At 71.5% G+C, this 7,393-nt stretch carries 7 protein-coding genes; all 7 read left to right on the forward strand.

Annotated elements, in window-relative coordinates; translation table 11 throughout:
* Window positions 1-78: 78 nt before the first annotated feature.
* Window positions 79-1,272, forward strand: coding sequence for an ABC transporter substrate-binding protein (locus tag E1293_RS41945; RefSeq protein ID WP_132204896.1), 1,194 nt, complete (start codon window positions 79-81; stop codon window positions 1,270-1,272).
* 57 nt (window positions 1,273-1,329) lie between these two features.
* Complete coding sequence (locus E1293_RS41950) at window positions 1,330-3,153, forward strand: ABC transporter permease (protein ID WP_132204898.1); 1,824 nt, start codon at window positions 1,330-1,332, stop codon at window positions 3,151-3,153.
* Between the two features lie 3 nt (window positions 3,154-3,156).
* A complete protein-coding gene (locus tag E1293_RS41955) occupies window positions 3,157-4,287 on the forward strand; it encodes an ABC transporter ATP-binding protein (RefSeq protein WP_132204900.1) in 1,131 nt (376 codons plus the stop codon).
* A complete protein-coding gene (locus E1293_RS41960; protein ID WP_243717376.1) occupies window positions 4,284-5,069 on the forward strand; it encodes an HAD family hydrolase in 786 nt (261 codons plus the stop codon). Before E1293_RS41955 ends, E1293_RS41960 begins: the two co-directional genes overlap by 4 nt.
* The gene (locus E1293_RS41965) at window positions 5,066-5,884 is read left to right on the forward strand and encodes an inositol monophosphatase family protein (RefSeq protein WP_132204902.1); all 819 of its coding nucleotides are present in this window, start codon (window positions 5,066-5,068) and stop codon (window positions 5,882-5,884) included. Before E1293_RS41960 ends, E1293_RS41965 begins: the two co-directional genes overlap by 4 nt.
* Complete coding sequence (locus E1293_RS41970) at window positions 5,881-6,699, forward strand: Cof-type HAD-IIB family hydrolase (protein ID WP_132204904.1); 819 nt, start codon at window positions 5,881-5,883, stop codon at window positions 6,697-6,699. The genes E1293_RS41965 and E1293_RS41970 overlap by 4 nt, the downstream gene beginning before the upstream one ends.
* The coding region (locus E1293_RS41975; protein ID WP_165978647.1) for an MBL fold metallo-hydrolase at window positions 6,696-7,393 on the forward strand (698 nt) is incomplete at its 3' end. The genes E1293_RS41970 and E1293_RS41975, both read left to right, overlap by 4 nt.

Below are 7,393 nucleotides of genomic sequence, written 5' to 3' on the forward strand. Positions count from 1 at the left end.
CCTCCCCGCATCCACCACCCCACCCCAAGATGCCGCAGGCCGGGGGCCCGCCGGCGCAGCGCAAGGAGAGAACCCACCATGATCCGCACCATCCCGAGAGGGCACCGGGCACGGGCCGGCGTCGCCGTGCTCGCGGCGCTCGCCACGGCGGCGCTCAGCGCGTGCGCGCCGTCCACCGGCGGCGAGGCGGCGGCGGACAAGCCGCTGCCGACCGCGACCGTCGAGGACGCCGCGTCCTTCGACCTGGACGCGCTCGTCGCCGCCGCGAAGAAGGAGGGCAGCGTCCTCGCCTACGACGGCAGCGGCGACGTCAAGGACGTGGCCGCCGCGTTCGAGAAGAAGTACGGCATCAAGGCCGAGGGCGTGAAGTCCAAGGCCGCTGCGACCGCGGAGAAGATGACCCGGGAGGGGCAGGCCGGCAACGTCACCATCGACGTCAGCCTGTTCGAGGACGGCCCCATGCTCGTCGGCCAGCTCCTCCCGCAGAAGGTCGTCACGACCTGGATCCCGCCGGACCTCGCCAAGGACATCGGCGAGGCCGACCGCAACCCGCTGATGATGATCCTCAAGGCGTACGTGTTCGCCTACAACCCCAAGCTCAGCCCGCAGGGCTGCCTGGTGAAGAACATCTGGGACCTGACCGACCCGGCCTGGAAGGGCAAGGTCATGATGCAGGACCCGCTGGGCAAGGAGGTCTTCACCCAGTGGTTCACGCAGCTGTCGGAGAAGGGCAACGACAAGCTCGCCGCCGCCTACGAGCAGCTCGGCAAGGGCAAGCTCGACACCAAGGAGAAGGACGCCGCCTACGAGTGGGTGAAGCGCCTGGCGAAGAACGACCCGGTGCTCACCACCGAGGACGAGGACGTCGCCACCGGCGTCGGCGCCCCCAACCAGACGCAGAAGCGCATCGGCCTGTTCTCCATCTCCAAGTTCCGCGACCTGGAGGACAAGAACTTCAACATGAAGGTCTGCGAGGGCCTCAACCCGTGGGTCGGCTTCGGGTACCCGAAGTTCGCGACGATCGCGACCAAGTCCAAGCACCCGAACGCCGCCAAGCTCTTCGTCCACTTCGCGATGTCGAAGGAGGGCTTCGACCTTGAGTCCGCCAGCGGCGGCGTCTCCGGCAACAAGGCCGTCGGGCAGAGCCCTGCCAACCCTCCGGGCCTGACGGACTGGAACACCCAGCTGTACCGGTTCTCCTCCGACCAGCTGCTCGCCGACTTCCGCAGCCGCCAGGACATCAAGGACTTCTGGCGCGTCAACCACTCCTGATCGCCTGTTCCGGCGGGGCCCGCGGGCCCCGCCGGACCCCACCCCCGGAGGATCTCCATGGCGGTCGCCGCCTCCGCACGGCCGGCGTCACGGGGCCGGCGCGTGCTGTACCGGTCCCGCGTCCTGCTGCGTGACCCCACCGTGCTGCTCGGCCTCGTGCTGTGCCTCGTCCTGCTCTACCTCGTCATCGCCCCGCTCGTCTCGGTCGTCTCGGACGCGGGCCGCGTCCAGTACGGCGACGAGGCCCGCTCCGGGCAGGACTTCGGGTCCTGGACGAGCTACTACCTGTGGCGCGTGTTCCGCTCGCCCGTCAGCCACCTGCTGTTCTGGGAGCCGCTCTGGCACACCCTCACGATCGCGGTAGGCGTCATCGCGTTCGCGCTCGTCGTCGGCGGGTCGATGGCGTGGCTCGTGACGCGCACCAACGTCCCGGGCCGGACGTTCCTGGCCGGCGCGCTCGTCGTCCCGTACATGCTGCCGTCCTGGACGTTCGCGCTGGCGTGGCTGTCGCTGTTCAAGAACGAGCGGTCCGGCGGGCAGGTCGGCTACCTGCAGGGCGCCGGGATCCACACGCCCGACTGGCTCGCCTACGGGCCGCTGCCGATCATCGTCACGCTCGGGCTGCACTACTACCCGTTCGTGCTGCTGCTGTTCGGCAACGCGCTGCGCCGCATCGACTCGCAGCTGGAAGACTCGGCGCGCATCCTCGGCGCCGGCGGCCGGACGGTCATGCGCCGCATCACGCTGCCGCTGATGCTGCCCGCGCTGTCGTCGGCGGTACTGCTCGTGCTCGGCCGCGTCCTCGGCACGTTCGGAACCCCGTACATCCTCGGGCTGCCGAGCGACTACAACGTCCTGTCCACGAGCCTGTACCACGCGATCCGGGACCGCAGCACCGGCGTCGCCTCCACGCTCGCCGGGGTGATCGTCCTGGTCGGCGTGCTGGTGGTGCTGGTCGACACGCGGCTGGTCCGCGAGCAGCGCCGGTTCGTCACGGTCGGCGGCAAGGGCGCGATGGACCGGCGCAGCGACCTGCGCCGCTGGCGCTGGCCGGCCTGGGGCCTCGGCATGGCCGTGTTCGCCGCCAGCGTCGTCGTCCCGGTGCTGACGCTGCTGCTGTCCACCGTCACCAAGACGCCCGGCGTCTTCTCGGCGGGCAACTTCACGCTGCGGTACTGGTTCGGCTCCCACATCGAGGGCGCCGTCGGGTTCCCGCACGGCCTGCTGCGCGGCGGCGAGCTGTGGGAGGCCGCCTGGAACAGCCTGCGCATCGTCGGGCTCGCCTCGCTGATCTGCGGCTTCCTCGGCCTGCTCATCGGGTACGTCGTCGTGCGCGGCGCCGGGAGCCGCGTCTCCACCTTCCTGCGGCAGGTGTCGTTCCTGCCGTACCTGGTGCCCGGCATCGCGTTCGCCGCCGCCTGCCTGTCGCTGTTCGCGGTGCGGCGCGGGCCCGTCCCCGCCCTCTACGGGACGATCACGCTGCTCGTCCTGGTGCTCACCGTCACGCACCTGCCGTACTCATCCCGGTCGGGGATCTCGGCGATGATGCAGCTCGGCCGCGAACCGGAGGAGGCCGCGCAGATCAGCGGGGCGCGCTGGCCGACCCGGATGGTCCGGATCATCATCCCGATCCAGCGGGGCGCGCTCGTCACCGGCGTCGTGCTGCCGTTCATCTCCGGGCTGAAGGAACTCAGCATCGTCATCATGCTGACCACCTCCGGGACCCAGCTGCTCACCACCCTGTCGATCGGGCTCGTCGACTACGGCTACACCCAGCTCGCCAACGGGGTCGTGCTCGTCATCGCCCTCGTCTCGTTCACCATGACCTACCTGGCCCAGCGGCTCACCAAGAGCAGCCTGGCCTCGGGCATCGGAGGTTGATCAATGCCGGCCATCCACCTCAGCGGAGTGGTCAAGACCTACGTCAGCGGCGCCCGCCCGGCGGTGCGGGACCTCGACCTCACCATCCCGGACGGCTCGTTCACCTGCCTCCTCGGCCCGTCCGGCTGCGGCAAGACCACCACCCTGCGCATGATCGCCGGGCTGGAGCAGCCCACCCGCGGTGAGATCCGCGTGGGGGACCGGGTCCTGGACTCGGTGGAACGCGGCGTCTACGTCCCGCCGGAGAAGCGCGACATGGGCCTCGTCTTCCAGAACTACGCGCTCTGGCCGCACCTCACCGTCCAGGGCAACACCGAGTTCGGGCTGCGGATGCGCAAGGTCCCGGCGGAGCGCCGCAAGGCCCGCGCCAAGGAGGCCCTGGAGAAGGTCCACGTCGCCGACTGCATGGACCGCTACCCGTCCCAGCTGTCCGGCGGCCAGCAACAGCGCGTCGCGCTGGCCCGCATGCTCGCCGTCGACCCGGACGTCCTGCTCCTGGACGAGCCCCTGTCCAACCTCGACGCGCGGCTGCGCCTGGAGATGCGCGCCGAGCTGAAGCGCATCCACGACGAGACCGGCGCGACGGTCGTGTTCGTCACGCATGATCAGATGGAGGCCATGACGATGGCCACGCACATCGCGGTGATGTCGGAGGGGGAGCTGCAGCAGGTGGCGCCGCCGATGGAGATGTACGAGCGGCCGGGCAACCGGTTCGTCGCGGGGTTCGTCGGCAGCCCGCCGATGAACATCGTCCCGGCCGGGGAATCGGGCCTCGCCGGGTCCTTGCTGCGGTACGCGGAGAAACGCGCCGACGGTCTCGGGACGCCGGGGTGCGTGGGCGTCCGGCCGGAGGCGCTGAAACTGGCGGCGTCGCAGGACGAGGTACCGGACACGGCCTGGTCGGACGAGGCCGTCGTCGAAGCCGTCCTCCCGACCGGGGCGAGCTGGACCGTGCAGCTGCGCGTCCTCGACACCGAGATGTTCGCCGTCACCCACGAGGACCCCGAGGCGGCGCCGGGCGACCGGCTCCGCTGCTGGGCGCGCCCCGGACGGCTCCACCTGTTCGCCGAGGACGGCGCCCGCATGTCCGCGTGGGACGACGCGACCACCACCACCCCGAAGGTGGTGTCTTGAACGCACCGATGCGCAGGCCGCGGGGACTGCTGCTGGACTTCGGCGGGGTGCTGGTCGAGACGTCCCGGCGCCAGGGCTGGTCGGCGGCACTGGCGAAGGAGGTGCACAAGACCCTCACCCGCGCGGGCTGCCGAGACCTGGACGTCGCCGAGGTCGAGGCCGACATCAAGGCGGGCGTCGCGGCGGACAAGTGCTGGAAGGACGCGATGTCCCGTCCGTACGCGCCGCCCGAGATGACCCACACCGCGTTCTGGGGCGACTACGTGGCCGCCGACTGGCCCGCGCCCGCCCGCCAGCTCGTCGTCGCGCACGCGACGCCGCTGTGCAAGCGGATGGGGGAGCTGCGGCAGGACCGCCGCATCCGGCCCGGCATCCCCGAGCTGCTGGACGCCGCCGACGCGGCCGGCATCCCCTGCGCGGTCGTCAGCAACGCGCTGTCGGGCGCCGTGCACCGCGACTTCACCGCCGCGACAGGTCTGGACGGCAGGCTCGCGTTCGAGGTCTACAGCGAGGAGGCCGGCGTCCGCAAACCCAACCCGGAGATGATCTGGATCGCCACCCGCGCCCTCGGCATCGAGCCGGCGGACGCCTGGTACGCGGGCGACAACTTCGACCGGGACGTGGTCTGCGGGCATCGCGCCGGCGTCGGCGGGAACATCCTGATGGTCGCCAAGGGGACCTACGACGTCCCGTACGAGGTCCGGGCCCGTCCCGACGCCGTCGTCGACGACGGGTACGGACTGCTGGAACTGCTCACCAACGCCATCGAAGGAGACGCATGAACGTCGATGTCCCCGCCTCGCGGGAACTGGCCGGAATCGCCGAGCTCGCCGCTCGCGCCACGGGGGACCGGCTGCGGACGGCGTTCCGCTCGCGTCCCGAGGTCGACACCAAGCGCGACATGCACGACCCGGTCACCGAGCACGACCGCGCGGCGGAGGAGACCATCCGGGAGGTCCTCGGCAAGGAGACGCCGGGCAGCATCGTCGTGGGGGAGGAAGGCGGCGCGCAGGGCTCGGACGGCGACATCCGCTGGTACGTGGACCCCATCGACGGCACCGCCAACTTCGCCGTCGGCCTGCCGTTCTTCTGCGTGTCCATCGGCGCCGTCGCCGGCGGCGAGGTCGTCGCGGGCGTGGTGTACGACCCGGTGCGGGACGAGATGTTCAGCGCGTCCCTGGACGGCGCGACCTGCAACGGGAACCGCATCGAGAGCAAGGGCGCCGCCCGCGACGAGACCGCCGTCGTCGCCACGTCCTACCCGAGCCCGCGCGACCTGGCCGCCGGCCGCGAGGTCACGCTGCGGCGCTTCGGCGACATGGTGGACGCGTTCGCGACCGTCCGCCGCCCCGGCAGCGCCGCGCTCACCCTCGCGCACGTCGCCGCCGGATGGGTGGACGTCGCGTACGACTCGTCCATCAACGCGTGGGACATCACCGCGGCCCTCCTCCTCGTCCGGCAGGCGGGCGGGACCTATCTGCCGCTCGGCGCCGAGCCCGGCGTCCCCGACCACATGGCGCCCGGATACCTGGCGTGCGTCGGCGGGTTCGACCTCGCCGGTTCCGTGATGGCCGAGATCACGGGTGCCCGGCCGTGAGCACCACCGGTGTCCGCACGGTCGACTGGATCGTCACCGACCTGGACGGGACGCTCGTCCGCCGCGACAGGGAGATCGTCGAGCCGAGCCTGGCGGCGCTGCGCCGCTTCATGGACGCGGGCGGCACCGTCATCGTCGCCACCGGACGCAGCGAGACGGCCGCGCTCCCGTACTACGAGGCGCTCGGCCTGACCACCCCGGCGATCCTCTACAACGGGGCCCGCGTGGTCGACCTGAGCACGGGCACCGTCCTTTACCGGCGCTGCTTGGGCGTTGCCGCCTGGGCACAGCTCACGATGCTGTTCGGCTCCCTCCCCGAGGGCGTGTGGCCGGTCGCGTTCAGCGGAGGCCGCGCCCACACGCTCCACGATTCGCAGGCGTTGCGTGACTACGCCCACCGGGACGGCATGACGCTCACCCGGATCGGCGCCTGGGGCGATCTGCTGCTCGACGACATCGTCAAGGTCATGCTGATCTGCGACGACCCCGGCCTGATGGACCCCACCGAAGAGCAGCTGGCGGCGAACGTCGAAGGCGTCACCCTCGTCCGCTCGGAGAGCACCTACCTGGAGGCGCTCCCACCGGGCGCCACCAAGGGGGCGGCGCTTCGCGAACTGGCCGCCTCCCGGAACGTGGCCCTTGCCGACATCGCGGCGATCGGCGACAACCCGAACGACCTCGACATGATCCAGGCCGCCGGCCTGGGCGCCGCCGTCGGGGACGGCGCCGAGACCGTCCGCGCCGCCGCCGACCTCGTGGTCGGCCCGTGCGCGGACGGAGCCGTCGCCGACCTGGTCGCCCGCGTCCTGCCGTGATCCTCACCGTCGTCGGCTGCGCGGGCACCGTCCCGGGGCCGGACGCCGCGTGCTCCTGCTACCTGCTGGAGCACGACGGCTTCCGGCTCCTCCTGGACGCCGGCACGGGCGCGCTGGGCCCCCTGCAACGCTTCATCGACCCATGCGAGCTCGACGCCGTGGTGATCAGCCACCCGCACCGCGACCACTGCTCGGACCTGATGCCGCTCGCCTACCTACGAGACCGCCGCGGCGCCCCGAAACGCCTCCCGGTGATCGCCCCCGCCGGAACGTCCGAACGCGTGCTGGGCCCGACCGATCCGCCCGCCTACGCGACCGCGCTCGACTGGCACGACCCGTCCCCGGCGATTCGCATGCTCGGCCCGTTCACGATCGAGACGGCACCGGTCCGTCACTCGGTCCCCGCCCTTGCCGTGCGGGTGACGCTGGACTCCACGAGCCTCACCTACTCGGGCGACTCCGGCGAATGCCCCGAACTACTGGAACTGGCCCGCGGCACGGACCTCCTCCTCTGCGAGGCGGCCGCCGCCGTGGAAACCCCCGGCTCCGCAGACGTCCACCTGACCCCGGCCCAGGCCGCCCGCCTAGCAAAAGGAGCGAACGCGGCCCACCTAATCCTCACCCACCTACGCCCCTGGGCAGACCCGATAGCCGCCCTGGAAGAAGCCCGCCAGTTCTACGACGCCCCCATAAC

It is taken from the genome of Actinomadura darangshiensis (assembly GCF_004349235.1).
Lineage (GTDB): Bacteria > Actinomycetota > Actinomycetes > Streptosporangiales > Streptosporangiaceae > Spirillospora > Spirillospora darangshiensis.